We start from the raw sequence: 26159 nt of genomic DNA, 5'->3' as shown, positions 1-26159 counted from the left end.
GTCAGGCGCCGTAGCCTTCCGGCAGGTCGTCCTCGGCCATCAGCTCGTCCTTGCTGACGTCCTTGTCCTCGACCTTGGCCTTGCCCACGATCAGGTCGACGACCTTGTCCTCGAAGATGGGGGCGCGGAGCTGGGCCTGGGCGTTCGGGTTCTGGCGGAACATGTCGAACACCTGCTGGGCCTGGGCGCCGTAGCGCATGGCCTCCTGGCGCATGGCCTCGAGCAGCTCCTGGTCGGTGACCTGGACGTTGTTGACGCGGCCGATCTCGGCCAGCACCAGGCCCAGGCGCACGCGGCGCTCGGCGATCTTGCGGTACTCCGACTCCAGCTGCTCGTCGCTCTTGTCGGCGTCTTCCGGCGGCAGAGCGCCGCGCTCCTTGTCCTGCTGGACCTGGGTCCAGATGGCGCCGAACTCGGCTTCGACCATCTTCGGCGGCAGCGGGAAGTCGTGCTTGGCGTCCAGCGCGTCCAGCAGGGCGCGCTTCAGCTTGAAGCGCGAGGCGCCGGCGTACTGCTGCTCGATGTTCTCGCGCAGCAGCTCCTTGAGCTTGTCCAGGCTTTCGATGCCGAGCTTTTCGGCGAAGGCGTCGTCGGCCTCGGTCTCCACCGGCGCGGCCACTTCCTTCACCTTGACGTCGAACTCGGCTTCCTTCCCGGCCAGATGGGCGGCCTGATAGTCCTCGGGGAAGGTCACCTTCACGACCACGTCGCTGTCGGGCTTGGCGCCGACCAGCTGTTCCTCGAAGCCCGGAATGAACTGGCCCGAGCCCAGCACCAGCTTGGCGTCCTCGGCCGAACCGCCCTCGAAGGCCTCGCCGTCGATCTTGCCGACGAAGTCGATGGTCAGCTGGTCGCCGTCCTTGGCCTTGACGGTCTTGCCGGTGCGCGGCTCGAAGCTGCGGCTCTGCTTGGCCAGCTCGGCGAGCGCCTCGGCCACCTCGTCGTCGCCGGGCTTGTAGACCGGACGGGTGAGTTCGAGCGTCGACGGATCGACCGGCTCGAAGTCGGGCATGATGTCCAGGGCGATCTCGAAGGACAGGTCGGCCTTGCCGTCGACCACGTCGCCCAGGTCGCCTTCCGGCTTCAGGTCCGGCTCACCGGCCGGCCGAAGCTTCTTTTCTTCCAGCACCTTCTGGGTGGATTCGGAGATGGTCTGTTCGACGACCTCGGCCATCAGGGCCTTGCCGTGCACGCGGCGCACATGGGCCGGCGGCACCTTGCCCGGACGGAATCCCTTGATGTTGAGCTGCGGCGTGATCTCGGTGATGCGCGCTTCCAGGCGCTCGGCCAGGTCGGCGGCGGGGACCGTCACGCCGTAGACGCGGCTCAGGCCTTCACCAGACTTTTCAACGATCTGCATCGACATTCTTGCTTCCGGACTCCGCGGCGCAGTCGCGCGTTCAAGGTCCGCCTTAGGGTGAAACGGGAAGCGCCGCCTACGTCGAGGCGGCGAGAGGGCGCTCTTATGTCACGGGCGCCGGCCCGGTCCAAGAGCAAAGAGTGGTGCGGGCGAGAGGACTCGAACCTCCACGCCTTGCGGCGCTGGAACCTAAATCCAGTGCGTCTACCAGTTCCGCCACGCCCGCACGGCGGCCCTGCCTTCGACGGTTTGTCGGCCGGCGTCAAGCGCGCCAGCCGCCGGCCAGGTCGAAGACGATGGGGATGAGCGACCCGACCAGGAGCGCGGCCATGATCCAGTTGAAGGCCCGCAGAGCCGCCGGCTGCGCCAGCACCCGTCGCAGGGCCACCCCACCTCCGGCCCAGGCGACGATGCAGGGCAGGTTCACCAGCGAGAAGACCAGCACCACGAGAGCGACGTTGGGGAGCAGCCCCTCGCCTTGCGGCACATAGGCCGCCACCGCGCCGACCGACATCACCCAGGCCTTCGGATTGACCCACTGGAAGCCGACCGCCTGCAGAAAGCTGATCGGGCGGCCACCGCCGTCCTTGCCGCTCACCCCCTTGGCGGTGGCGATCTTCCAGGCGAGCCACAGGAGATAGGCCGCGCCGACCGCCTTCAGGACGGCGTGAAGAGCCGGAACCGCAGTGAACAGGCCGCCCAGGCCCAGGCCCACCGACAGCAGCAGGATGGCGAACCCGATCGTCACCCCGGCCAGGTGCGGCAGGGTGCGCGCAAAGCCGAAGTTGGCGCCCGAAGCCATCAGCATGGCGTTGTTCGGCCCCGGCGTGATGGACGACACGAAGGCGAAGGCCGCCAGCGCCGCGAGAAGCTGGGGCGAGGACAAATGCTGCGGAAGACTGGTCATGACGGGTCCGGGGGTCTTGGCGGCGGCCAGGTCCCCTGCCCGGCTTGTCCGGACAGCATCCCCAGCCGTGGCCGGGGATGGGAGACAGTCGTCCTCAGGCGATCGTCGGTTCCGTCCCGGCCGTGGCGCGCGCAGCTACGCCGCCGGCGGCTGCCGGCGCGGCGATGGTGCGGATTGCGGCGGAGATCGGAGCCAAGGGACCTGTTCCTGAGAGACGCGATCCTGGCCTTACCACACCTCGGCTGCGCCTCAACCCTGTCGGGCGAACAGATCCTGCAGAACGGCCGGCGCCAGGCCCGGCAGGTCCTCGGAAATCAGGCCGGGGCCATGCGCCTGGGCCGCCTCGGCATGGATCCAGACCGCCGCGCATGCGGCCTCGAAACTGTCCATGCCCTGGGCCACCAGGCCGGCGACGAAGCCGGCGAGGACGTCGCCCGTGCCGGCGGTAGCCAGCCACGGCGAGCCGTTCAGGTTCACCGCCGCACGTCCGTCCGGCGCGGCCACCACCGTGTCGGCGCCCTTCAGCAGGACCACCGCGTCGGCGGTGCGCGCGGCGTTGCGGGCCGCGGTGATGCGTTCGGGGCTCGCCTCCAGTTCGCCGGGAAAGAGGCGCTCGAACTCGCCGGGGTGCGGGGTCAGCACGTCGTCCCGGTCGAGGACGGAGAAGAGCTCCTCGGGATCCTGGCGGAAGACGGTGATGGCGTCGGCGTCCAGGATCAGGGCCGCGCCTGTCCGGGCCAGCGCCAGCACGTTCATCAGCGTCGTCTCGCCCACGCCCGCGGCCGGGCCGATGACCGCGGAGTCCACGTCGGCCGCCAGGCTCTCCAGGTCCGCGTCCGTGTCGAAGGGACGGAGCATGACCGCCTCAAGGTGGGCGGCGTTGGCCGCCACGGCGTCCAGCGGCGAGAGGACCGTGACCAGGCCCGCGCCGATGCGCAGACCGCCCCGGGCGGCGAGTCTGGCCGCGCCGGTCGAGTGGGCCGGGCCGCTGACCACCACCATCCGGCCGCGGGCATGCTTGTGGGAGGCCGCGGTGGGCCATGGAAACTTCGGCAGCCACAGCGCCGGGGTATTCTCGAACAGCTGCGTTTCCTGCGGCGCAAGGCCGATGTCGGCCACCACCACCTCGCCGCAGCGGCCGCGGCCCGGCTCCAGAACGTGGGCCGGCTTGCGCGCGTGGAAGGTGACGGTCAGGGCGGCGCGGACGCAGGCGCCCTGCGGCTGACCGGTGTCGCCCGGCAGTCCGCTCGGCACGTCGACGGCGACGATCCGTTCGGGATGGGCGTTGATCTGGGCGACGGCCCGGGCCGCCTCGCCCGACAGCGGGCGGCTCAGGCCGATGCCGAACAGGGCGTCGACCACGAGTTCGGCGGAAAGGTCGGCGTCCAGCGCCTGCACCGGTCCCGGCCAGCGGGCCGCCATCGTCCTGGCCATGTCCGACTGGGGCGGCAGGGCCGCCACCCGCACCGGCCAGCCGCGATCGGCCAGCAGGCGGGCGACGACATAGCCGTCCCCGCCATTGTCGCCCGGGCCGCAGAGAACCAGGACGGATCTTGGCGTGAAGCGCGTCTCGATCTCGCGGACCACCGCCGCGCCGGCCCGCTCCATGAGCGTCAGACCCGGCGTCCCCCCCGCGATCGCCTGCCGGTCGGCGGCGGAGATTTCGGAGACGGTGAGGATCTGGTTGGGGGTCACGCCGCCTCCGGACTCGACTAAAGCACGCCGGTGGAGGCTTCGCGCCCTTTCTCGATCAGGGTCAAGGCCTCGCCGTCCGTTTCCAGCACGGTGATCGAGGCGTGATCGGGCCGGAAGCCCACGACGCGGTCGTCGCCCTGCAGATGCGACAGAACCGCGTTGACCGCCACGAAATGGCTGAACACCGCCGTGTCCCCGCGCGCGCGCAGGGATTGGGCCACGGACCGGCGCCAGGCGTCGTAGTCGAGGTCGCCCTTGATGTCCTGCCAGCGCCCCTGGAACGCCTCGCGCAGCCAGGCGGGGCGGTCCGCCGCGGCCAGGGCGGCCGGGGTCGGGATTTCGCCGACGGCGGGGTCGATCTCCAGCTCCACGCCCAGCGCCTCGGCGGTCGGCAGGGCGGTCTCGCGGCAGCGGGCGAGCGGCGAGGAGACGACCCGCTTCGGCCGTTCGGCCTCCGGAAGCGCGAGCAGAATGTCGCGCGCCGCCAGGGCCTGCGCCCGGCCCGTCTCGTCCAGCCCCGGATCGTCGTCATGGCCGCCCCAACTGGCGGCGGGTTTCCCGTGACGGATCAGATAGAGACGCGGCATGGTTTCAGTCCGGTATGAAGAGGTTGCGCTGGCCCTCGGGGGCGGGGCCGACCCTACCCGTCCGGCCGACGGATTCCACCGTCTCAAGGCTTTCGAGCACGGCCGGGTCGGTCGGGGTGTGAGCGACGAAGCGCCGGCCGGCCTCGTCCCGGCCCACGACGATGCCCATCAGATAGCCCTCGCGGCCGTGCACGACGGTGTAGGTCTCGATCACCGCCCGTCCCTCCGGATGCTCGATGATCTCCGGGTGCGGCAGGGCGTCGATCTGCCGCTGGATGACCGAAGGATCCTGCCGCTCGAAAGGCCCGTCGGGCCGGCGGGTCGAATAGACGCCCGTCGACTGCTTGGTCAGGAACCAGCCATTGGCGGTGATCAGGCCGTACTGCCCCGGCCGCGCCCGCAGCTTCTGCATCATGGTGGCGATGGAGTGCATGGCGTAGTTGTTCCCGGGCCCGCCGAAATAGGGCAGCCCGCCCGTCACCGTCAGGCCGCGCACGTCGTCGAGCGCCAGGCCCAGCTCCTCGGCGCCGATCTCCACGGCGACGGGGAAGCAGGAATAGAGATCGATCACGCCCACGTCGTCCAGGCCGACGCCGGCCATCTCCAGGGCCCGGGCGCCGGTCAGCCGCATGGCTGGGCTGGAATGGAAGTTCTGCCGCTCCAGCGGATACCAGAGATCGGCGGCGTCGGCGCAGCCATGCAGATAGACGAGGCGGTCCTCCGCCACCCCCAGCTCGCGCGCCTTGGCCAGGCTGGCGACCAGCACGGCGGCCGACTGGTCCACGTCCATGATGGCGTTGAGGTACTTGGTGTAGGGGAAGCCCACCATGCGGTTGCGCTCGGTGACCGTGACGAGCTCCTCCGCCGTGCGCGAGACCGGGAACCAGGCCAGCGGATTGTCGCGCGCCACGTCGGTGAATGGCGCGAACAGCTCCCCCATCCGGCGCTGGTGTTCAGGAATCGAACGGCCGTCGCGGGCCCGCAGCGCGTTCTCGAACAGCGGATAGGTGTTGATGGGACGCCCAAGCCCATGGCGAGCTTCATAGGGCGTGACGCCGGGCCGCGGATCGCCGATCCGCTCCGGCGGCGGCAGCGTCTGGTCCTCGGCCCAGTCGTCGAACCCGAACCCCTTGGTGAGCCGCTTGGTCGCCGAGCCCAGGAACTCGCACCCCACGGCCATGGCGAACTGGGTCTCGCCCTTGGCGATCCGTTCGCACAGGGTGTTGATCAGCTGCTGCGGGCTGTTGCCGCCCATGTGGGAATAGACGCTCCAGCCCGGCTGCGCGCCGAGCGCCGCCGCCAGGCTGGACGGCGGATTGGAGCTGTGCGGCGTCGGCCGTCCCCCACCCGGCGCATCGACCGTGAAGCCCACCACCGCCAGACTGTCGAGCCGGCTCAAGGCGTCCGGCGCCAGTCCGGCGTCGACGGCGGCGCTAACCGCCGCAATCTTCAGCAGTTCTGTCGGCGCCGGCGAATTCTGCGCTTCGCCGCGATAGGTGAATTGGCCCGCCCCGATGAGAACTGGCGTCCTCTCGTCCATCTTGCCCCTCCCTGGTCGCCGTGGCGGCGGCGATCCTAGGGCGCAAAGAGGCCGCCACAAGGCGATTTCCGCACAGCTCGAAATTGAGGCGCCAGTAGCCTATTTTTTCGGCAACGAATGGAATCGCGCCACACCCGCGAGCGTCCGCGCCGGGACGCCCTTGTGGCCGCAAGCTGCGGCGTGCTCCGTCGCCTCCACCGCCGGGGCGGCGGCCCTTGGAGTAACCAGAAGGCCCCATGAAAAAGATCGAAGCCATCATCAAGCCGTTCAAGCTCGACGAGGTGAAGGAGGCCCTGCAGGAACTGGGCGTCCAGGGCATGACCGTGCTTGAGGCCAAGGGCTATGGCCGCCAGAAGGGCCACACCGAGCTCTATCGCGGCGCCGAGTACGTGGTCGACTTCCTGCCCAAGATCAAAATCGAGGTCGTCGTGGCCGACGACCAGCTCGCCGGCGCGCTCGAGGCGATCACAGGCGCCGCGCGCACCGGCCGCATCGGAGACGGGAAGATCTTCGTCTCCGAAATCATCGACGTTCTCCGCATCCGCACCGGCGAGACCGGCGCGGCGGCGGTCTAGAGATCCACTCCCAAGAGAACGAGTTAGGGGATAACAGCAATGAGCACGGCCAAAGACATCCTGGCGATGATCAAGGAGAAGGACGTCAAATATGTCGACGTCCGCTTCACCGACATCCGCGGCAAGATGCAGCACGTCACTTTCGACATCGACCTGGTCGACGACGACTTCCTGAACGACGGCACCATGTTCGACGGTTCGTCGATCGCCGGCTGGAAGGCGATCAACGAGTCCGACATGAAGCTGCGGCCGGACCTCTCCTCGGCCTATATCGACCCGTTCTACCAGCAGACCACGCTGTGCCTGTTCTGCGACGTGCTGAACCCCGACACCAACACGCCCTACAACCGCGACCCGCGGTCCATCGCCAAGGCCGCGCTGAACTACGTGAAGTCGGCCGGCATCGGCGACACGGTCTATTTCGGCCCCGAGGCCGAGTTCTTCATCTTCGACGACGTGCGCTGGTCCACGGCCGGCCACAACACCGGCTACGCCTTCGACTCGACCGAACTGCCGGTGAACTCGGGCAAGGAGTATCCGGAAGGCAATATGGGCCACCGGCCCGGCCCGAAGGGCGGCTACTTCCCGGTCAACCCGGTCGACTCCGGCCAAGACCTGCGCGGCGAAATGCTGGCCGTCATGGGCGAGCTCGGCATGCAGCCCGAGAAGCACCACCACGAAGTGGCTCCCGCGCAGCACGAGCTCGGCCTGAAGTTCGCCGACCTGCTGACCATGGCCGACCGGATGCAGCTCTATAAGTACGTCATCCACAACGTGGCGGCGGCCTACGGCAAGTCGGCCACCTTCATGGCCAAGCCGATGTTCGGCGACAACGGTTCGGGCATGCACGTCCACCAGTCGATCTGGAAGGGCGGCCAGCCGATGTTCGCCGGCGACAAGTACGCCGGCCTGTCGCAGGAGTGCCTGTGGTACATCGGCGGCATCATCAAGCACGCCAAGGCCATCAACGCCTTCTCCAACTCGACCACCAACAGCTACAAGCGCCTGGTGCCGGGCTATGAGGCGCCGGTGAAGCTGGCCTACTCGTCGCGCAACCGCTCGGCCTCCATCCGCATCCCGCACGTGGACTCGCCGAAGGCCAAGCGCATCGAGGCCCGCTTCCCCGACCCGATGGGCAACCCCTACCTGACCTTCGTGGCCCTGCTGATGGCGGGTCTGGACGGCATCGAGAACAAGATCGATCCGGGTCCGGCCATGGACAAGAACCTCTACGACCTGCCGCCCCGCGAGCAGAAGAAGGTTCCGGAAGTCTGCGGCAGCCTGCGCGAAGCGCTGGAGAACCTCGATAAGGACCGCGCCTTCCTCAAGAAGGGCGGCGTCATGGACGACGACTTCATCGACGGCTACATCGAGCTGAAGATGGAAGAAGTCATGCGGCTGCAACTGCATCCGCACCCGGTCGAATTCGACATGTACTACAAGTGCTAAGCGCCCGCGCTTAGACGCACTTCGGAAGGGCCGCGGCGCGAGCTGCGGCCCTTTTTCCGTTCAGGGCCGCCCGCATTGATTTGTCGCCCTCTGCGATTCATACCGGGCGCTTCCGAATCGCCGCAGCTTCCGAGCCAGATGTCCAAGGCCCCCCCGCAAGCTTCCCTCTTCGACGACGCCCTGAACCCGGCGCCGGCCGCGCCGCTGGCCGAGGCGCACGAGCCGCGCCCGAGCCCGCCGCCGCCTCAGGCGGCTGAGCCGGCCGCGCCCGCGCCCGCCGACAAGGCGGCTGCGGACAGGCCGGCCGCCGGCGGCTATTCGGCCAAGGACATCGAGGTTCTCGAGGGCCTGGAGCCGGTCCGCAAGCGCCCGGGCATGTACATCGGCGGCACCGACGAGCGGGCCCTCCATCACCTGTTCGCCGAGGTGCTGGACAACGCCATGGACGAGGCCGTCGCCGGCCACGCCAAGTTCATCGAAGTCTCCCTGGACGCCGACGGCTATCTGACGGTGAAGGACGACGGACGCGGCATTCCGGTCGACCCGCACCCCAAGCATCCGGGCAAGTCGGCCCTGGAAGTGATCATGACCGTCCTGCACTCGGGCGGGAAGTTCTCGGGCAAGGCGTACGAGACCTCGGGCGGCCTGCACGGCGTGGGCGTCTCGGTGGTCAACGCGCTGTCCGAGAAGGTCGAGGTCACCGCCTGGAAGGACGGCTTCGAGTGGCGTCAGGCCTTCGCGCGCGGCAAGCCGCTCGGCCCCATCGAAAAGGGCCAGCCCAGCCGCAAGCACGGCACGGCGATCCGTTTCCTGCCCGACGAGCAGATCTTCGGCGAGGGCTGCGCCTTCAAGCCGGCCCGCCTCTATCGGATGGCCCGTTCCAAGGCCTATCTCTTCGGCGGCGTCGAAATCCGCTGGAAGTGCGATCCCTCGCGCATTCATGACCAGACGCCCGCCGAGGCCGTCTTCCGCTTCCCCAACGGCCTGGCCGACTATCTCGCCGAGCAGGTCGAGAAGATCGAGACGGTGACGCCCGAGCCCTTCGCCGGCCGCTTCGAGCGGCAGGGCGAGGCCGGCGCGGTGGAATGGGCCGTGACCTGGACCCCGGAAGGCTTCGGCGAGGCCGACGGCTTCATCCGCTCCTACTGCAACACCGTGCCGACGCCGGAGGGCGGCACGCACGAGGCCGGCCTGCGCGCGGCGCTGACGCGCGGCCTGAAGACCTATGCCGAACTCACCGGCGAGAAGCGCGGGAGCATCATCACGGCCGAGGACGTCGTCGCCCAGGCCGGCGTTCTGATCAGCGTCTTCATCAAGAATCCGGAATTCCAGGGCCAGACCAAGGAGCGGCTGTCGAGCTCCGACGCCCAACGCCTGGTGGAAGGCGCCCTGCGCGACCCCTTCGACCATTGGCTGACGGCTCAGCCGAAGGCCGCCAGCGCCCTGCTCGCCTTCGTCATCGACCGCGCCGAGGAGCGCCTGAAGCGCCGCAAGGAGCGCGACGTGGCCCGCGCCTCGGCCACCCGCAAGCTGCGCCTGCCGGGGAAGCTCGCCGACTGCGCCATCCGCGCCGCCGAGGGCACCGAGCTCTTCCTGGTCGAGGGCGACTCCGCCGGCGGCTCGGCCAAGCAGGCCCGCGACCGCAAGACCCAGGCCATCCTGCCCCTGCGCGGCAAGATCCTGAACGTGGCCTCGGCCGGCGCCGACAAGCTCGTGGCCAACAAGGAGCTGAGCGACCTGCTCCAGGCGCTGGGCGTCCAGGCGGGATCGAAGTTCCGCGAGGACGACCTGCGCTACGAGCGGATCGTCATCATGACCGACGCCGACGTGGACGGCGCCCACATCGCCTCGCTGCTGATCACCTTCTTCTACCGCACCATGCCGGACCTGATCCGCTCGGGCCGCCTCTATCTCGCCCTGCCCCCGCTCTACCGGCTGAGCCACGGCGGCAAGACCATCTATGCCCGCGACGACGCGCATCGCGCCGAACTCCTGGCCACGGAGTTCAAGGGCAAGAAGCCCGAGATCGGCCGCTTCAAGGGCCTGGGCGAGATGATGCCGGCGCAGTTGAAGGAAACCACCATGGATCCGGCCCGGCGCACCCTGGCGCGCGTCACCCTGCCCCGTTCCGAAGAGGCGGTCGCCGATCTCGTGGAGGCGCTGATGGGGCGAAAGGCGGAACTGCGCTTCCGCTTCATCCAGGAGAATGCGGAATTCGCGACGGAAGACCTCGACGTCTAGTTGGCGGGCGCGGCAAGGCCCGGCGGCGGCGACGGGCCACGTCCAGGCCTTGTCGCACATTGACTTGAAGGCGCTTCCGCCTATGTTCCGCCGCGCGCGTCGATCACGTCGCGCTGATCGATCCGGGACGCAACTTCGCGGGCCCTGATCTTGTTTTGCCGATGAATGACTGAATTTTCCTCTCTGGGCCTGTCGGACGCGACACTGAAGGCCATCGCCGAGACCGGCTACACCACGGCCACCCCGATCCAGGAGCAGGCGATCCCCGTCGCCCTGGCCGGACAGGACGTGCTGGGCATCGCCCAGACCGGCACGGGTAAGACCGCGGCCTTCACCCTGCCCATGATCGATCGCCTGGCCGCTGGCCGGTCGAAGGCCCGCATGCCGCGCTCCCTGGTCATCGCGCCGACGCGCGAACTGGCCGACCAGGTCGCCTCCTCCTTCGAGCGCTACGCCAAGTACCACAAGCTGAACTGGGCCCTGCTGATCGGCGGCGTTTCGTTCGGCGACCAGGAGGCCAAGCTCGACCGTGGCGTCGACGTGCTGATCGCCACGCCCGGCCGTCTGCTGGACCATTTCGAGCGCGGCAAGCTGCTGCTCACGGGCGTCCAGCTGCTGGTGGTCGACGAGGCCGACCGCATGCTCGACATGGGTTTCATCCCCGACATCGAGCGCATCTTCAAACTGACGCCGCCGCGCCGGCAGGTGCTGTTCTTCTCGGCCACCATGCCGCCCGAGATCACGCGGCTCACCCAGCAGTTCCTGAACAACCCGACCCGGATCGAGGTCGCCAAGCCGGCGACCACAGCCGAGACCATCAGCCAGTACATGACCGAGCTGCCGGTCAGCGACTCCAAGGCCAAGCGCACGGCGCTGCGCGCGCTGATCGAGCGGTCCGACGTGAAGAACGGCATCGTCTTCTGCAACCGGAAGACCGAGGTCGACATCGTCGCCAAGTCGCTGAAGACCCACGGCTTCGACGCCGCGGCCATCCACGGCGACCTGGACCAGGCGACGCGCATGCGCACCCTGGAGAGCTTCCGCAACGGCGAGCTGAAGCTGCTGGTGGCCTCCGACGTGGCCGCGCGCGGGCTCGACATCCCGGCGGTCAGCCACGTCTTCAACTATGACGTGCCGCACCACGCCGACGACTATGTGCACCGCATCGGCCGGACGGGCCGCGCCGGCCGCACGGGCGAAGCCCACATGATCGTCACCCCGGCCGACGCCAAGTCGCTCGACAAGGTGCTGAAGCTGATCGGCAAGACGCCCGAGGCCGCCCCCCTCGAGCTGGAGTGGGACGCCCTCAAGGACGACCGCAGCCGTGTCGGCAAGACCGGCGGGCGCCGTGGCGAGAGCCGCAGCCCGACCCGCGGACGCCGCAGCGCGCCGCGCGAGGCCGCCGAGACGCCGGCGGCGGTCGTCCAGGCCGCCGAGCCCGCGGCGGCCGAAGAGAGGCCGAAGCGCTCCCCCCGGCCCAAGACCGACGAGACGCCCAAGCGCCGTCGCGCCAAGCCGGCCGAAGCCGAGGCCGAGGCCCCAGCCTCGCCGCGCGAACGGCCCGTCCGCGGCGTCCGCTCTCGCGAGGAGACCGACGAGGGCCGGTCCGGCGTCCGCGGCTTCGGCGGCGACACGCCCGCCTTCCTGCTTCGTCCGACGCCGCTCCGGGGCGGCTGATCACCGCGAGGATCCGCAGCGAGCTTAACCGCTCGTTTGACTCTCAGTCTTACCCTGCGCCTCGAGAGATCGGGGTCGCCGGCGCTCCGGGGAGCGACCGGCCGCAAGGAAGGCGAACCATGTCCCAAGAAGTGGAGACAAGGCTGAGAGGGCCCGAGGCGTTCGGCCTCGCGCGAACGGCCATCGAGGAGATGGAGCGCCACCGGATCTGGCCCACGGCGATCAATTTCGAGCTGTGGATCAACTACCTCGCCGCGCCGGAGAGCGCGCTCGGCAAGGAGATCACGCGCATCCTCAAGAGCGGCCAGGCCTTCACCGAGTCGGTCAGCGAGGAGCTGGCGGCGCTCTATCTGCCGAAGGCGCGGTTGAACGACCAGATTCGGGACGCCGGCGATCAGTTGAGCCGCGAACTGGCTTCGGTGTCGGCGGCCATCAGCTCGGCCAAGCAATCGAGCGAGGCCTACGGCCAGACCCTGGCCAGCGCCAGCCAGTCGCTTTCCTCGGGCAAGGACGTCGCCAGCCTTGAGGCCACGGTGAAGACACTGGCCACGGCCACCCAGCGGGTGCAGCTCGAAAACCAGACGCTGGAAAAGCGCCTGAGCGAATCGAGCAACGAGGTCACCCGCCTGCGCGAACACCTCGAGCAGGTTCGCCGCGAGGCGACGACGGACGGCCTGACGAACCTCGCCAATCGGAAGTCCTTCGACGAAGAGCTGGCGCGCGCCTGCCAGGAGGCCGACTCACGCGGGCACGGCATCTGCCTGGCGCTGATCGACATCGACCACTTCAAGGGCTTCAACGACACCTGGGGCCACCAGACCGGCGATCAGGTGATCCGTTACGTGGCCAGCGTCATCGGGCGCCTGGGTGCGACGCCGCGCCTCGCGGCCCGCTACGGCGGCGAGGAGTTCGCCCTCATCTTCCCGGCCGAGGCCATGGCGACTGCCCGTGCGGCCCTGGAGGAGATCCGCGAGGAGATCGCCTCAAGGGTGCTGAAGCGCCGCTCGACCAACGAGGACCTGGGCAAGATCACCGTTTCGGCGGGGCTGGCCGAACGGGCGCCGGGCGAGAGCGCCCACAGCGTCATGGAACGGGCCGACGCCGCTCTCTACGCCTCCAAGCGCGGCGGACGGAACCGGGTGAGTCTGGCCGCACCGATCGCCAACGCGGCGTGAGGCCGGCGACGCTTTTGGGCCTTGGCTGACGCCGGGTAGACTCCCGCAGACTCGCCGCTCAAGGCGAAGGACGGGAGAACGCCATGGCCTATGAGAAGATCAAGACCTCCGAGACCGGGGCTGTCGCAGTCATTGTCCTCTCGGATCCCGCGACGCTGAACGCCGCCAGCCTGGATCTGATCGGCGAGCTGCAGACGGCCCTGGAGGCCTACGCCAGGCCGGAGTCCGGGGTGCGCTGCGTGGTCATCACCGGCGAAGGGCGCGGCTTCTGCTCGGGCGCCAACCTCTCCGGCCGGGCCGAGAGTCCCGGCGGCCCGGAGGACGGCGTCCAGGCCCGCGACGCCGGGGCGGCGCTGGAGAGCGTCTACAATCCCTTCGTCACGCGCCTGCGCGACTACCCCCTGCCGATCGTCACCGCCGTGAACGGCGCGGCCGCCGGCATCGGCTGCTCCATCGCCCTGATGGGCGACCTGATCGTGGCGGGCGAGAGCGGCTACTTCCTGCAGGCCTTCCGGCGCATCGGCCTCGTTCCGGACGGCGGGGCCACCTATCTGCTGAGCCGCATGGTCGGCAAGGCGCGGACCATGGAGCTGACGCTCCTCGGCGACAAGCTGCCGGCCAGGACGGCGCTGGAGTGGGGTCTGATCAACCGTTGCGTGCCCGACGGCGAGCTGATGGCGACGGCCATGGAGCTGGCCCAGGCGCTGGCCACCGGCCCGCGGGCGCTGGGCTATATCCGGAAACTGGTCTGGGAGGGGCTGGACGCGGAATGGGCCGAGCAGCTCCAGGCCGAGCGGATCGTGCAGCGGGAGGCGGGCCGGACCGAGGATTCTCGCGAAGGCGTGCTGGCCTTCCTGCAGAAGCGTCCCGCCCAGTTCCAGTGGCGCTGACGGCTCAGGCCTCGTCCTGATCGGCGGCGGCCGGAGTGATCGTCACGCTCTCGCCGCAGCCGCAGGCGTCGGTCTCGTTCGGATTGCGGAAGACGAACTTCGAGGCCAGCCGCGTGGTCTCGTAGTCGATGACCGTGCCGATCAGGAAGAGGACGGCCTTGGGCTCCACCAAGATGGTGACGCCCTTGTCCTCCACCACCTCGTCAAGGGGATCGGCGGTCGCGGCATATTCGAGGATGTACTCCTGCCCGGCGCAGCCGCCGTTCTTCACCCCGACGCGGAGGCCGGCATAGGGTTTTTCGGCCTTGTCCATGATCTCGCGGACGCGCGCGGCGGCGGCGTCCGTCAGGGTGACCACCTTGGGCCGGGGCCGGCGGGCGCGGGGCGCGGGCGTGAGGCTGAGGTTTTCCATGGACGGCATATGGGGTCAGAACATGTTCAGTTGAAGTTTGGCCTCGTCCGACATCCGCGACGGATCCCATGGCGGATCGAAGACCAGGTCGACCTTGCAGGACCGGATGCCGTCGATCTCCATCACCGCGTCCTGCACCCAGCCGGGCATTTCGCCGGCGACGGGACAGCCCGGCGCGGTCAGGGTCATGTCGATGGCCACGTCCTTGTCGTCCGAAACGTCGACCTTGTAGATGAGGCCGAGCTCGTAGATGTCGACGGGGATTTCGGGATCGAAGACCGTCTTGAGCTTTTCGATCAGCTGATCGGTCAGCTGGTCGAGCTCGGCCTGGCTCAGCGGCCGGGCGGCTTCGGTCTTGGCGGGGGCGTCATCCATGGGCATTCACGCGAAAAAGGCTTGGGTCTTGTTCAGCGCCTCGACGAAGGCGTCGACCTCGGCCTCGGTGTTGTAGAGGCCGAACGAGGCGCGGGCGCTGGAGGTCACGCCGAAGCGTTTCATGAGGGGTTCGGCGCAGTGGGTCCCGGCGCGGACGGCGACGCCGTAACGATCCAGGATCTGCGCCACGTCGTGGGCATGGGCGCCTTCCATGGTGAAGGAGAGGATGGCCCCCTTCCCCGGCGCCTCGCCGATGATGCGCAGCCAGTTGGCGCCGGAAAGACCTTTGATCGTGCGCTGGTAGAGCCGGTGCTCGTGCTCGGCCGCCGCTCGGCGATCCAGACCGTTCAGCCAGCCGATGGCCGCGCCCAGGCCGATGGCCTCCAGGATCGGCGGCGTCCCGGCCTCGAAACGGTGCGGCGGGTCGGCATAGGTGATCCTCTCCAGCGCCACCTCGCCGATCATCTCGCCGCCCCCCTGATAGGGGGGCAGATCGGCGAGTCGTTCGGCCTTGCCATAGAGGATGCCGATGCCGGTCGGGCCGTAGAGCTTGTGGCCGGAGAAGACGAAGAAGTCGGCGTCGATCGCCTTCACGTCCACCGGCTGGTGGACGATGGACTGGCAGCCGTCGATCAGGACGAGCGCGCCGGCCTCGTGGGCCATGCGGGTCATGTCCATGACCGGGTTCACCGTGCCCAGCACGTTGGACATGTGGCTGAGCGCCACCACGCGCGTCCGCGGCCCCAGCAGGTTGCGGTAGGCGTCGAGGTCGAGTTCGCCCGCATCGGTCACGGGCGTGAACTTGAGGACCACGCCGAGCCGCTCACGCAGAAAGTGCCAGGGGACGATGTTGGCGTGGTGCTCCATCTGCGTGAGCACGATCTCATCGCCGGCGCCCAGACGGGCGCCCAGGCCGGCCGCAACCAGATTGATCGCCTCGGTGCCGCCCTTGGTGAAGACGACCTCGTCCTCCCCCGCGCCGATGAACCCGGCGACCGCGCGGCGGGCGGACTCGTAGGCCTCGGTCGTCTCGTTGGCCAGCGTGTGCAGGCCGCGGTGAACGTTGGCGTAGGAATGCTCCATGGCCCGCGTCATGGCCTCGATCACCGCCTTGGGCTTCTGGGCCGAGGCCGCGGAGTCCAGATAGACGAGCGGCTCGCCGTTCACCTGACGCTGCAGGATCGGGAATTCCGCGCGAACGGCTTCGACGTCGAAGGCCATCAACCCACCCGCCTTTCGGCCGCCCAGGCGCGGACAGCCTCGCGGACGGCCTCGTCCTTGATGCGGTCGATCACCTCGCCGACGAAGGCCTCCGTCAGCAGCGCCCGGGCCTGGGCCTCCGGCACGCCGCGCTGGCGGGCATAGAAGATGGCGTCCTCGTCCAGGGCGCCGATCGTGTTGCCGTGGGCGCAGGCCACGTCGTCGGCGAAGATCAGCAGTTCGGGCTTGGCGTCGATCTCGGCCCGATCGGACAGGATCAGGGCGTGGTGGCCCATGCGCGCGTCCGTGCGGTCGGCGCCTTCGGCGACCGTGATGCGCCCCTGGAAGACGCCGCGCGCCTGGTCGGCGACGACGCCCTTGATGAGCTGGTCGGTGGTTCCGTCGAGACCGGCATGGGTGACGCCGCTCGTCAGGTCGGCGTGGGTGCGGCCGGCGAGGAGATAGACGCCGTCCATCCGCACATGAGCCCCTTGGCCGGGGTGGCGCACGCGGGTCTCGATGCGCTGGCGCTTGGCGCCCGTGGTCAGGACGCTCTGGGCCAGTTGCGCCCCTGCCGCGAGCTCGACCTCGGCGGTGTTCACCGACACCGCTTCGGCCTCGTCGCCCGCCAGGACGATGCGATCGAGGCGGGCGTCCTTGGCCAGCTTGATGTCGAGCTCGGCGTCGGCCAGATAGCCGGCGGCCAGGCCCTCGTGGCTCTCAAGCAGGGTCAGGCGAGCGCCCTCGCCCAGCTCGACCGACAGCCGGACGCCGTGCGACGTCTCCGCGGCGGCCGAGACGATGCGCAGCCGCAGGGTGCGGGACAGACCGGGCGGCAGACGCAGCAGGGCGGCCTCGCCCAGCACGCGGCCGTTGACCACCATGACCTCGGCCTCGCCGAGATCGCCGAACGGACCCGGGTTCGCCGGCGCCGGGGCCTCCGGCGAGGCCGGCGGGAGTTCGCGGATCAGGGCGCGCAGATCGGTCCAGCGCCAGTCCTCATCCCGGCGGCTGGGCAGCTGGGCGACGTCGCGGTCGCGGAGGGCGGCGGAGAGGCTCAAGCGGCCCTCGCATACTTGTCGTAGCCCTCGCGCTCCAGTTCGAGCGCCAGTTCCGGGCCGCCGCTGGCGACGATGCGCCCGGCCGACAGCACATGGACCCGGTCGGGCCGGATGTAGTCCAGGAGCCGCTGGTAGTGGGTGATGACCAGCATGGCGCGGTCAGGCCTGCGCATGGCGTTCACCCCGTCGGCGACGATCTTCAGGGCGTCGATGTCGAGGCCGGAGTCGGTCTCATCCAGGATCAGCAGACGCGGCGAAAGCATCGCCATCTGAAAGATTTCCATGCGCTTCTTCTCGCCGCCCGAGAAGCCGACGTTCAGCGGCCGCTTGAGCATGTCGAAGTCGATGCGAAGCTGCTTGGCGGTCTCGCGGGCAAGCTTCAGGAACTCCGGCGCCGTGACCTCGGCCTCGCCGCGCGCCTTGCGCTGGGCGTTCAGCGCCGTGCGGATGAAGGTCATGGCCGGGACGCCGGGGATCTCCAGCGGATACTGGAACGACAGGAAAAGGCCCCGGGCGGCCCGCTCCTCCGGCTCGAGCGAGAGCAGGTCCTCGCCGTCCAGGGTGGCGGAGCCTTGCGTGACCTCATAGCCGTCGCGGCCGGTCAGCACGTAGGACAGGGTCGATTTGCCGGCGCCGTTGGGCCCCATGATGGCGTGGACCTCGCCGGCGGGCAGGTCGAGCGACAGCCCCTTCAGGATCTCGGCTTCTTCGACGCGGGCGTGCAGGTTCTGGATGGAAAGCATCAGCGGGTCTCGTCGGCCAGGAACTGGGCCATCACCAGGAGGGCGTCCTCGACGCTCTCGACGAATTGTTGCTTGCGCGGCGCGGCCGAGGAGGTGGCCGTGCGCTTGTCGGCGGCGGTGACGCTGCACTGCCCGTCCTCGAAATAGGCCGCGATCCGGTAGTCGGCATGGTCCAGCGAGACCGTGTACCGGCGGCGCGACAGCTCCAGCCCCTTGCTCGCGAGGAAGGCGGGATCCTCGGCCAGGGCCGCCTCCAGCGCTTCGGCGCGGGCGAGGTCCTCCGCCTGGCGCTGCAGCTCGGCCTCCTCCCGCGCGCGGCGTTCGGCGTCGCGGCGGGCGTGTTCGGCTTCGAAGGCGGCTTTCAGGTTCATCATCTGGGTCCGGGTCTGATCGCGGCTCATCCGACGGAGCCCTCGAGGGAAATGGCGACGAGCTTCTGGGCCTCCACGGCGAACTCCATGGGCAGCTCCTGCAGCACGTCCTTGACGAAGCCGTTGACCAGCAGCTGGACGGCCTCCTCTTCGCCCAGGCCGCGCTGGCGGGCGTAGAAGAGCTGGTCCTCGGACAGGCGCGTGGTCGTCGCCTCGTGCTCGAAAATGGCCTGGCCGTTGCGCGCCTCGATATAGGGCACGGTGTGGGCGGCGCAGTCCTTGCCGATCAGCAGCGAGTCGCACTGGGTGAAGTTGCGCGCGCCCTTGGCCTTCGGGTGGGCGGAGACCAGGCCGCGATAGGTGTTCGACGACTTCCCGGCCGAAATCCCCTTGGAGATGATGCGCGAGCGCGTGCCCTCGCCCAGGTGGATCATCTTGGTGCCGGTGTCGGCCTGCTGACGGCCGTTGGTGATGGCGATGGAATAGAACTCGCCCACGCTCTCGCGCCCGCGCAGGATGCAGGACGGGTACTTCCAGGTGATGGCCGAGCCCGTCTCCACCTGCGTCCAGGACACCTTGGCCCGGTCGCCGCGGCAGTCGGCGCGCTTGGTGACGAAGTTGTAGATGCCGCCCTTGCCGGTCTCCGGATCGCCCGGGTACCAGTTCTGGACGGTGGAGTACTTGATCTCCGCATCGTCCAGCGCGACCAGCTCGACCACGGCGGCGTGCAGCTGGTTCTCGTCGCGCATCGGCGCGGTGCAGCCTTCGAGATAGGAGACGTAGGCGCCCTTGTCGGCGATGATCAGCGTGCGCTCGAACTGTCCGCTCTCGGCCGCATTGATGCGGAAATAGGTGGAGAGCTCCATCGGGCAGCGCACGCCCGGCGGCACATAGACGAAGCTGCCGTCGGAGAAGACCGCGCTGTTCAGGCAGGCGAAGTAGTTGTCCGAGGCCGGCACCACCGAACCCAGATACTTCTTCACCAGCTCCGGATGCTCGCGCACCGCCTCGCTGAACGAGCAGAAGATGACGCCGGCCTGGGCCAGCTCCTTCTTGAAGGTCGTGACCACCGAGACGCTGTCGAAGACCGCGTCCACCGCATATTTCGGCGCGCCCTGGACGCCGGCCAGGACCTCCTGCTCGCGCAGCGGAATGCCCAGCTTCGCATAGGTGGCCAGCAGCTCCGGATCGACCTCGTCCAGGCTCTTGGGCCCATCCTTCTTCTTCGGTGCGGCGTAGTAGTAGGCGTCCTGATAGTCGATGCGCGGGAAGGTCACCTTGGCCCAGGTGGGCTCCTCCATGGCCAGCCAGCGTTCGAACGCCTCCAGCCGCCAGGCGAGCATCCACTCCGGCTCCTCCTTCTTGGCAGAGATGAAGCGCACGATGTCGGCGTTCAGGCCCCTGGGCGCGAACTCCTGGTCGATGCTGGTGACGAAGCCGTGCTGGTACTTTTCCAGCGCTTCCACATGTTCGACGGTCTGCTTGACGGCGGGCATATCGGTTTCCTTCAGGCCGCCGGCGCGCGACGTCGCGCGGCATGGCGGTCATGGGCCCTGATCCAGGCCTCGACAAATCGGTTCCAGTCTTCGGCGCTCGTCGCCCAGCCTCCGCTGATGCGGATGGCGCAGCCCGCCAGGTCCTCCCGGCCCATGGCGGCGACCACATGGCTCGGCTTCACCTTGCCGGAGGAGCAGGCGGAGCCGGCGCTGGCCATGACGCCCGCCAGGTCGAGGTTCATCACCTGAAGCTCGGCGGGGAAGTCCGGCATGGCGACACAGAGCGTGTTGGGCAGGCGCGGCGCGCCGCGGCCCAGGACGGTCGCGCCGGCGTCGAGGAGCGCAGCCTCCGCCGCGTCGCGCCAGGCCGCCTGGGCCGAGGCGACCGGCAGATCCTCGAGCGCCGCCTCAGCGGCTGCGCCGAAACCTGCAATTCCAGGCACATTTTCGGTTCCCGCCCGCCGGCTGCGCTCCTGGCCGCCGCCGTGCAGGCGGCGCACGAGCGTCGCCCGCGGGCCGAAGGTCAGCGCGCCCACGCCCTGGGGCCCGCCGATCTTGTGGGCGGAGATCGCCAGGGTGTCGGCGCCGAGCGCCCGGCTGTCGACGGCGATCTTGCCGGCGGCCTGGACCGCATCGACGTGCAGCCAGCCGCCGGCGGCGCGGACGATCTGGGCGGCCTCGGCCACGGGCTGGATGACGCCCGTCTCGTTGTTGGCGAGCATCAGGGCCACGAACGGACGCCCGTCGTCCCCGTTCCGGCGGCCCAGGCGATCGGCCAGCCAGGTGAGATCGGCGACGCCCTCGGCGTCAACGGGCAGGACTTCGACCTCGGCCCCGGAGGCCCGCGCGCTCTCCAGAACCGCGTCATGCTCCACGGCGCTGACGATCAGGCGGCGGCTGCCGGAGGCCACGGCGCTCTCGACGGCCAGCGCATTGGCTTCCGTCCCGCCGGAGGTGAAGATCACGGTGGAGGCGGGCGCGGCGATCAGGGCCGCGACCTTGGCGCGCGCCGCCTCCATTCGGGCCCGGGCCGCCCGGCCGGCCGCGTGGACGGAGGAGGGATTGCCGCCGGCGGCAAGCGCCTCGGCGACCGCCGCCTGGGCCTGCGGCCGCACCGGGGCCGTCGCATTGTAATCCAGATAGACCGCGCTCATGCGGCCACCGAGGCCCGAGCGCCCAGCCGTCCGTCGACGACGTCCGCCAGGGAGACGGACTCCAGATAGGTGGTGATCTGCCGGCCCATTTCTTCCCACAGGTCGTGGGTCAGGCACTTCTCGCCCTTGGCCATGCAGCCCCGCCGGGCGCCCTCCCCGCCGCAGCGGGTGGCGCGCAGGGGCTCGTCCACGGCCAGCACGATCTCGGCGATATTGGTCTCCTGCGCGCTGCGGGCCAGGCGATAGCCCCCGCCCGGTCCGCGGGCGCTGACGACCAGGCCCCGACGGCGCAGGCGCGCGAAGAGCTGCTCCAGATAGGAAAGCGAGATCTCCTGCCGATCAGCGATCTCCGCCAGGGCGACGGCTCGGTCGCCCTCGCGGCGCGCCAGGTCGGCCATGGCCATGACGGCGTATCTTCCCTTGGTGCTCAGGCGCATCTTGCCAAGTCCGTCGTGCAGTTTTCCCGCGAATCGGGCCGCGCCTGTGTTACAAGCCCCGGCTTCGCGCAGGCGGTTTTCCCGATTGGACGCATGGCTGCGATCTAGGAAGACCAAGCAGCGTAGTCAAGTATTCTAGGCGGCACGAGAGGATGGCATGCCAGAGGTGGTTCTGACCGGCGCGGCCGGGCGGATCGAGGGACGGTACTCCCAGGGCAAGAGCGAGAACGCGCCGGTGGCGCTGATCCTGCACCCCCACCCGAAGGCGGGCGGCCAGATGAACAATCCGGTCGCGGTGCAGCTCTTCCACCTGTTCATGAAGCGGGGCTTCTCGGTCCTGCGCTTCAACTTCCGCGGCGTGGGCCGCAGCCAGGGCGAATTCGATTCCGGCATCGGCGAGCTGGCCGACGCGGCCACGGCGCTCGACTGGCTGCAGGCGACCAATCCGGCCGCCACGCAATGCTGGGTCGCCGGCTACGACTTCGGCGCCTGGATCGGCATGCAGCTCCTGATGCGCCGCCCGGAAACCGACGGCTTCATCTCGGTGTCGCCGCCGACCAACATGTACGACTTCAGCTTCCTGGCCCCCTGCCCGGCCTCCGGCCTGATCCTGCAGGGCGCTTCCGACAGCGTGACCCCGCCCGTGGAGGTCGAACGCGTCGTCTCCAAGCTGCGCACCCAGAAGGGCATCGTCATCGACTACGAGGTCGTCGACAGCGCCAACCACTTCTGGACCGAGCACCTGCCCGAGGTCGAGACGCGCGTCGGCGGCTATCTCGACAAGCGCCTGGCGCAGTCGGCGGAGGCCTGAGCCTCCGCCCTGCGGGCGACCGTCTGTCGCGCCTCAATCCGCCGACTGAGGCGCCACCCGCTCCAGATAGTCGAGCGCGGCCAGCACCTGGGCGCGCACGCCCACCTCCAGCGCCGCCTCGTCGATGGTGAAGAAGGGCGAGTGGTTGGTCCCCTTCGGGAAGCCGACGCCCAGCCGGTAGTAGAGGCCGGGGATGACGGCCTGGAACTCCGAGAAGTCCTCGGCCCCGGTCACCAGCCCCGTCTCGCCGTCGGCCGGCCTGGCCGAGGCCGCCGCCAGCGTCGGGGCCATGGCCTTGGTCAGGGCCGGATCGTTGGCCGTCACCGGGACATGGCCGCCCATGGTCAGGCCGCCCGTCGCGCCGTAGCGCGCGGCGATGCTGTCCACCGTCTTCTTCATCCGGGCGATGGTGTCCTCGCGCATCTCCGGATCGAAGGTCCGCAGGGTCCCGGCCATCATCAGTTCGTCAGGAATGATGTTGTGGCGCACGCCGCTCTGGATCACCGCCACGGTGATGACCGTCGGCGACCGCGAGACGTCGAGCTGGCGCGAAGCCACCTGGTTGAAGGCGGTCACGATCTCCGCCGACAGCGAGGCCAGGTCGACGCCGTCCCAGGGCCGCGCCCCATGGGTCTGCTTGCCTTTCAGGCGGATTTCGTAGCTGTCGGCCGCCGCCATCATCGGGCCGGAGCGATAGGCGATGGCGCCCACCTCGCCAGGGCTGACGTGCAGACCGAAGATGGCGCCGGGCTTCGGATCGGCCAGAACGCCTTCCTTGACCATCAGCGCCGCACCGCCCTCTTCGCCCGGCGGGGGACCTTCCTCGGCAGGCTGGAAGATCAGCACCACCGTGCCCGGGATCTCGTCGCGCATGGAGGCCAGGATCTCGGCCGCGCCCATCTGGATGGCCACGTGGGCGTCGTGGCCGCAGGCGTGCATCACGGGCGTCGGCTTGCCGTTGTACTCGCCCACGGCCTTGGAGGCGAAGGGCAGCCCCGTCTGCTCGGCGACGGGCAGACCGTCCATGTCGGCGCGCAGAGCGACCACGCCGCCCGGCTTTCCGCCCCTGAGGATCGCCACCACGCCGGTATGGGCGACGCCGGTGCGGACCTCGTAGCCCAGGCTCTTCAGGTGCTCGGCGACCAGGCCTGCGGTGCGGACCTCGCGATTGCCCAGTTCGGGATGCTCGTGGATGTCGCGCCGCCAGGCGACCACCTTGGGCTGCAGCGCCTTGGCTGCGGCGCAGACGGCTTGTTGGCGCGAGGTCTCCTGCGCCAGTGCGCTCGGCCCCAGGCCCGCGGCGGCCGCCAGGACGCCGGCCATCAGAAGGCCCTTCCATGTCCTCGTGCGCATGATCAGCCCTCCCCCTCGGCGTCACCGGCGGGGCGCACGATGCGCCCGCCCTTCATGGGCGTGGCGACGCCCGTCGTTTTCGGAAACGAGATCGGCAGGTCCCGGGCCGTGCGCGCCGCCAGGTAGGCGAAGGCCTCGGCCTCGATGGAATCGCCGCGCCAGCCGACTTCCTCGGCCGTCTTCACCTCGCCTCTCAGACGTTCGCGCAGCGCCTTCATGATCTCCGGATTGTGGCGTCCGCCGCCGCAGACGATCACCTCGCGCGGCGACGTCTCCAGCTTCTCGAAGCCCATCCGCACCGCCTCGGCGGTGAAGGCCACCAGCGTCGCGGCCGCATCCTCCAGCTTCAGGCCCTCCAGCGGCTCCAGCGAGAATTCGTAGCGGTCCAGCGACTTGGGCGGCGGAGCGTCGAAATAGCGATGCGCCAGCAGGGAGCGCAGGATGCTCTCATCCACCAGGCCGACGCTGGCATAGTTGCCCTTGTCGTCGAACCGGCCGGCCCCGCGCGCCTGGCAGAGCAGATCGATCATCCCGTTGCCCGGCCCGGTGTCGAACGCCACGAGCTCCCCCACGTCGGGCCAGAGGGTGACATTGGCCACGCCGCCGATGTTCAGCACCGCCAGGGGCGGCGTCATCTCCGAGGCGCGGGCGCGGGCCAGGTGATAGATGGGCGCCAGCGGCGCCCCCTGCCCGCCGGCGGCCACGTCGGCCGAGCGGAAGTCGAAGGCCACCGGCACGCCGGTCTGCTCGGCCAGCCAGGCGGCGTCGCCGAGCTGAACCGTTCGGCCGATCCGGCCGTCCTCCGGCCGCTCATGCAGGACGGTCTGGCCGTGCATGCCGATGAGGTCGATATCTCGCCAGGCGAGGTCGTTCTTTTCCAGAAACGCCTCGGCGGCCTCGAAGTGCTCCCGCGCCACCGCCGCAGCGGCCTCGGCGAAGACCTCGGGCTCGGGCGCGCCTCTCGGCCACGCCAGGGCCGCCTCCGTGGCGGCCAGGATCACCTTGCGGGCCGCCGCCGAGAGCTTGCGTTCGCCGGCCGGGCCGAAGGCTTCGATCGTCTCGCCGTCCGTCTCGAGCACCGCCATGTCGACCGCGTCGAGCGAGGTGCCGGTCATGAATCCCAGTACGCGCATCCGCATTGACTGCCACGCCCGCGCGGCGCTAGCTAGCGGCATGATCGAACGCCGCTCCGCCGCCGGCCTCTATTACCGCGCCCCTTAAGGCGCGGATCGATCTCCTGCGCCTGCCCCTCGGTCGGCGCGCTGGTCATCTCCTCTTGAGCGACAGCCTCCGGCCCATGATCCGGAGACTTCTCAGATGCCCCTCGAAATCGCCGACCCCTGCGTGCTAGAGCCCGGGCCTTCCCAATCGAAGCCTGCCTCCATGACCAGCGACACGTCGTACAAGTCCGAATTCCTGCGCCTCATGCAGACGCGCGGCTACATCCACCAGATCACGCACCCCGCCGAGCTGGACGAGGCCTGCCTGGCTGGCCCGATCGTCGCCTACATCGGCTTCGACGCCACGGCCGCCAGTCTGCACGTGGGGCACCTGTTCTCGATCATGACCCTGCGCCGCCTGCAGCAGGCCGGTCACAAGCCCATCGTCCTGATGGGCGGTGGCACGACCAAGGTCGGCGATCCCACGGACAAGGACCAGCAGCGGCCCCTGCTGACCGACGCCCAGATCCAGGCCAACATCGACTCCATCAAGACGGTGTTCGAGCGCTTCCTGACCTTTGGGGACGGCCCCACCGATGCGGTGATGGTCAACAACGCCGAGTGGCTGGAGAGCTTCGGCTACATCCAGTTCCTGCGCGACTACGGCGTCCACTTCACCGTCAACCGGATGCTGAGCTTCGACAGCGTCAAGACGCGGCTCGAACGCGAGCAGCCGATGACCTTCCTCGAATTCAACTACATGCTCATGCAGTCGGTGGACTTCCTGGAGCTCGAGCGCCGCTATGGCTGCGTGCTGCAGATGGGCGGCTCCGACCAGTGGGGGAACATCGTCAACGGGGTGGAGCTGATCCGCCGCGTCGACGGCAAGCCCGCCTTCGGCCTGACCACGCCGCTGCTGTCCACCGCTTCGGGCCAGAAGATGGGCAAGACCATGGGCGGGGCCGTCTGGCTCAACGCCGACATGCGCAGCCCCTACGACTACTGGCAGTTCTGGCGGAACACCGAGGACGCCGACGTGGGCCGCTTCATGCGCCTGTTCACCGATCTGCCGCTGGACGAGATCGCCCGCCTGGAGGCCCTGGAGGGCGCGCAGATCAACGAGGCCAAGAAGGTCCTGGCCAATGCGGCGACGACGCTGCTGCACGGGGCGGAAGCGGCGAAGACGGCCGAGGCCGCGGCCGTCGCCGCCTTCGAGCAGGGTCAGCTCTCCACCGACCTGCCGAGCTTCGAGGTGCCCAGGACCGACCTGGAGGCCGGCATCGTCCTGGCGGCGCTCGCCGCCGATGCCGGGCTCGCCGGTTCGCGCGGCGAAGCCCGCCGCCTGGCCCAGGGCGGCGGCCTGCGGGTCAACGACAAGGCCGAGGCCGACGCCAACCGCACGATCGACGCATCCGACCTCGTGGACGGAGTCGTAAAGCTGGCGGCGGGCAAGAAGAAGATCGTCCTGGTCCGACCGGTCTAGATCGCAG

At 69.3% G+C, this 26159-nt stretch carries 24 protein-coding genes and 1 tRNA gene; 8 read left to right on the top strand and 17 right to left on the bottom strand.

What is annotated here, in order from left to right:
• Position 1: 1 nt before the first annotated feature.
• From tig to H2041_RS02700, 6 genes are all read right to left on the bottom strand, one after another.
• Positions 2-1360 (bottom strand): trigger factor, encoded by a 1359-nt coding sequence (gene tig / locus H2041_RS02725; RefSeq protein WP_293409167.1) that lies wholly within the window; start codon positions 1358-1360, stop codon positions 2-4.
• 141 nt (positions 1361-1501) lie between these two features.
• A tRNA-Leu gene (locus tag H2041_RS02720) sits at positions 1502-1586 on the bottom strand.
• Between the two features lie 36 nt (positions 1587-1622).
• The gene (locus H2041_RS02715) at positions 1623-2267 is read right to left on the bottom strand and encodes a LysE family translocator (RefSeq protein ID WP_293409165.1); all 645 of its coding nucleotides are present in this window, start codon (positions 2265-2267) and stop codon (positions 1623-1625) included.
• 249 nt (positions 2268-2516) lie between these two features.
• A complete protein-coding gene (locus tag H2041_RS02710) occupies positions 2517-3962 on the bottom strand; it encodes an NAD(P)H-hydrate dehydratase (RefSeq protein WP_293409163.1) in 1446 nt (481 codons plus the stop codon).
• 17 nt (positions 3963-3979) lie between these two features.
• Complete coding sequence (locus H2041_RS02705) at positions 3980-4549, bottom strand: histidine phosphatase family protein (RefSeq protein WP_293409161.1); 570 nt, start codon at positions 4547-4549, stop codon at positions 3980-3982.
• Positions 4550-4553: 4 nt separating this feature from the next.
• Positions 4554-6089 (bottom strand): acetyl-CoA acetyltransferase, encoded by a 1536-nt coding sequence (locus H2041_RS02700; protein ID WP_293409158.1) that lies wholly within the window; start codon positions 6087-6089, stop codon positions 4554-4556.
• A 236-nt stretch (positions 6090-6325) separates the two neighbouring features.
• Here H2041_RS02700 and H2041_RS02695 point away from each other — a divergent pair, with 236 nt between their 5' ends.
• The 6 genes from H2041_RS02695 to H2041_RS02670 all read left to right on the top strand — a co-directional run bounded on the left by H2041_RS02695 (position 6326) and on the right by H2041_RS02670 (position 14096).
• On the top strand, positions 6326-6664 hold the full coding sequence (locus H2041_RS02695) for a P-II family nitrogen regulator (RefSeq protein WP_293409156.1): 339 nt from the start codon (positions 6326-6328) through the stop codon (positions 6662-6664).
• 39 nt (positions 6665-6703) lie between these two features.
• Positions 6704-8113, top strand: a complete 1410-nt coding sequence (gene glnA / locus H2041_RS02690; RefSeq protein WP_293409153.1) for a type I glutamate--ammonia ligase — start codon at positions 6704-6706, stop codon at positions 8111-8113.
• 138 nt (positions 8114-8251) lie between these two features.
• Complete coding sequence (gene parE / locus H2041_RS02685) at positions 8252-10354, top strand: DNA topoisomerase IV subunit B (RefSeq protein ID WP_293409151.1); 2103 nt, start codon at positions 8252-8254, stop codon at positions 10352-10354.
• Between the two features lie 165 nt (positions 10355-10519).
• Positions 10520-12031, top strand: coding sequence for a DEAD/DEAH box helicase (locus tag H2041_RS02680; RefSeq protein WP_293409149.1), 1512 nt, complete (start codon positions 10520-10522; stop codon positions 12029-12031).
• Positions 12032-12150: 119 nt separating this feature from the next.
• Complete coding sequence (locus H2041_RS02675) at positions 12151-13206, top strand: diguanylate cyclase (protein WP_293409147.1); 1056 nt, start codon at positions 12151-12153, stop codon at positions 13204-13206.
• An 83-nt stretch (positions 13207-13289) separates the two neighbouring features.
• Positions 13290-14096 carry an enoyl-CoA hydratase/isomerase gene (locus H2041_RS02670; protein WP_293409144.1) on the top strand — a complete coding sequence of 269 codons (807 nt, stop codon included), beginning with the start codon at positions 13290-13292 and terminating at the stop codon, positions 14094-14096.
• Between the two features lie 4 nt (positions 14097-14100).
• Here H2041_RS02670 and H2041_RS02665 read toward each other — a convergent pair whose 3' ends face one another.
• Genes H2041_RS02665 through H2041_RS02625 form a run of 9 tightly spaced genes read right to left on the bottom strand, consistent with a single transcriptional unit; the run spans position 14101 to position 21345 of the window.
• Positions 14101-14508: an iron-sulfur cluster assembly accessory protein gene (locus H2041_RS02665; protein ID WP_293409142.1), complete on the bottom strand. Its 408-nt coding sequence runs from the start codon at positions 14506-14508 to the stop codon at positions 14101-14103.
• Between the two features lie 15 nt (positions 14509-14523).
• Positions 14524-14883, bottom strand: a complete 360-nt coding sequence (locus H2041_RS02660; protein ID WP_293409140.1) for an SUF system Fe-S cluster assembly protein — start codon at positions 14881-14883, stop codon at positions 14524-14526.
• Positions 14884-14889: 6 nt separating this feature from the next.
• Positions 14890-16104: a cysteine desulfurase gene (locus H2041_RS02655; RefSeq protein WP_293409138.1), complete on the bottom strand. Its 1215-nt coding sequence runs from the start codon at positions 16102-16104 to the stop codon at positions 14890-14892.
• Positions 16104-17144 (bottom strand): Fe-S cluster assembly protein SufD, encoded by a 1041-nt coding sequence (gene sufD / locus H2041_RS02650; RefSeq protein WP_293409136.1) that lies wholly within the window; start codon positions 17142-17144, stop codon positions 16104-16106. The genes H2041_RS02655 and sufD overlap by 1 nt, the downstream gene beginning before the upstream one ends.
• On the bottom strand, positions 17141-17887 hold the full coding sequence (gene sufC, locus H2041_RS02645) for a Fe-S cluster assembly ATPase SufC (protein WP_293409134.1): 747 nt from the start codon (positions 17885-17887) through the stop codon (positions 17141-17143). Before sufC ends, sufD begins: the two co-directional genes overlap by 4 nt.
• Entirely contained in the window at positions 17887-18288 is a 402-nt protein-coding gene (locus H2041_RS02640) for a hypothetical protein (RefSeq protein ID WP_293409131.1), read from the bottom strand. Before H2041_RS02640 ends, sufC begins: the two co-directional genes overlap by 1 nt.
• Complete coding sequence (sufB, locus tag H2041_RS02635; protein WP_293409129.1) at positions 18285-19754, bottom strand: Fe-S cluster assembly protein SufB; 1470 nt, start codon at positions 19752-19754, stop codon at positions 18285-18287. The genes H2041_RS02640 and sufB overlap by 4 nt, the downstream gene beginning before the upstream one ends.
• Positions 19755-19765: 11 nt before the next feature.
• Positions 19766-20908: a cysteine desulfurase family protein gene (locus H2041_RS02630; protein ID WP_293409127.1), complete on the bottom strand. Its 1143-nt coding sequence runs from the start codon at positions 20906-20908 to the stop codon at positions 19766-19768.
• The gene (locus H2041_RS02625) at positions 20905-21345 is read right to left on the bottom strand and encodes an Rrf2 family transcriptional regulator (protein ID WP_293409125.1); all 441 of its coding nucleotides are present in this window, start codon (positions 21343-21345) and stop codon (positions 20905-20907) included. The genes H2041_RS02630 and H2041_RS02625 overlap by 4 nt, the downstream gene beginning before the upstream one ends.
• Positions 21346-21502: 157 nt before the next feature.
• Between H2041_RS02625 and H2041_RS02620 the strand changes: the two genes are divergently transcribed.
• On the top strand, positions 21503-22156 hold the full coding sequence (locus tag H2041_RS02620; protein ID WP_293409123.1) for an alpha/beta hydrolase: 654 nt from the start codon (positions 21503-21505) through the stop codon (positions 22154-22156).
• A 33-nt stretch (positions 22157-22189) separates the two neighbouring features.
• Here the strand turns inward: H2041_RS02620 and H2041_RS02615 are convergent, their stop codons facing one another.
• Both H2041_RS02615 and H2041_RS02610 read right to left on the bottom strand, forming a co-directional pair.
• Entirely contained in the window at positions 22190-23509 is a 1320-nt protein-coding gene (locus tag H2041_RS02615) for an amidohydrolase (RefSeq protein WP_293409121.1), read from the bottom strand.
• A 2-nt stretch (positions 23510-23511) separates the two neighbouring features.
• Positions 23512-24642 (bottom strand): anhydro-N-acetylmuramic acid kinase, encoded by a 1131-nt coding sequence (locus tag H2041_RS02610; RefSeq protein ID WP_293409119.1) that lies wholly within the window; start codon positions 24640-24642, stop codon positions 23512-23514.
• A 184-nt stretch (positions 24643-24826) separates the two neighbouring features.
• Here H2041_RS02610 and tyrS point away from each other — a divergent pair, with 184 nt between their 5' ends.
• Positions 24827-26152: a tyrosine--tRNA ligase gene (gene tyrS, locus H2041_RS02605; RefSeq protein ID WP_293409117.1), complete on the top strand. Its 1326-nt coding sequence runs from the start codon at positions 24827-24829 to the stop codon at positions 26150-26152.
• Positions 26153-26159: the final 7 nt, after the last annotated feature.

Origin of the sequence: Phenylobacterium sp. (genome assembly GCF_013911965.1) — a bacterium.
Classification (GTDB): domain Bacteria; phylum Pseudomonadota; class Alphaproteobacteria; order Caulobacterales; family Caulobacteraceae; genus Phenylobacterium.
This window is presented reverse-complemented; position numbering and strand designations above follow the sequence as displayed.